This is a genomic window from Acinetobacter sp. ANC_7553, assembly GCF_056779895.1.
Genome location: NZ_JBWYIV010000043.1, coordinates 1 through 820, shown reverse-complemented (window position 1 = coordinate 820; position 820 = coordinate 1). Strand labels below are relative to the sequence as shown.

Genomic DNA, 820 nt, shown 5'->3' with positions numbered 1-820 from the left:
GGCACTGTTGCAAATAGGCTGACATGATAAGCTAAATATCTTATTTATTTCGAGATACAGCAGATGAATCCCTTCCACGGTCGGCACTTTCAAGGTGAAATCATTCTTTGGGCTGTTCGTTGGTATTGTAAATATGGCATCAGCTATCGTGAACTTCAAGAAATGCTCGCTGAACGAGGCATAAATGTGGATCACAGTACAATTTATCGTTGGGTTCAGCGTTATGCTCCAGAAATGGAAAAACGGTTACGCTGGTATTGGCGTAATCCTACAGATTTACATTCATGGCATATGGATGAGACTTATATCAAAGTGAAGGGGCGATGGACTTACCTGTATCGTGCAGTTGATCAACGGGGTCATACGATTGACTTTTACCTTTCCGCTAGACGGAACAGTAAATCAGCCTATAGTTTTCTAGGAAAGATCTTCAATACGGTGAAAAAATGGCAAATTCCACGGGTCATCAATACAGATAAAGCAGCGACCTATGGCCATGCTTTATCACGATTAAAGCGAGAAGGAAAATGTCCAGTAGATATTGAGCACAGGCAAATTAAGTATAAAAATAATGTCATTGAATGTGATCATGGTAAGTTAAAGCGAATCATCAGAGCCACATTAGGATTCAAATCTATGAAGACGGCTTATGCCACAATTAAAGGTATTGAAGTCATGCGTGCACTACGTAAAGGACAAGCATCGTCATTTTATTATGGTCAGCCTCAGGGTGAAGTGTGTCTAATCAACAGGGTTTTCGGTCTCTAAGCACTTTTTAAAGGGAACTTCATCGACTCAAATCTCTATTTGCAACAGTGCC

At 40.5% G+C, this 820-nt stretch carries 1 protein-coding gene; it reads left to right on the top strand.

Going from position 1 to position 820, the window contains the following annotated elements; all coding sequences use genetic code 11:
- Positions 1-63 precede the first annotated feature (63 nt).
- On the top strand, positions 64-768 hold the full coding sequence (locus tag AC1M9I_RS14580) for an IS6-like element IS1008 family transposase (RefSeq protein ID WP_001067783.1): 705 nt from the start codon (positions 64-66) through the stop codon (positions 766-768).
- Positions 769-820 lie beyond the last annotated feature (52 nt).

Coding starts and splice junctions, on each gene's coding strand:
- AC1M9I_RS14580 (WP_001067783.1), top strand. CDS start 64: ATGAATCCCTTCCACGGTCGGCACTTTCAAGGTGAAATCATTCTTTGG.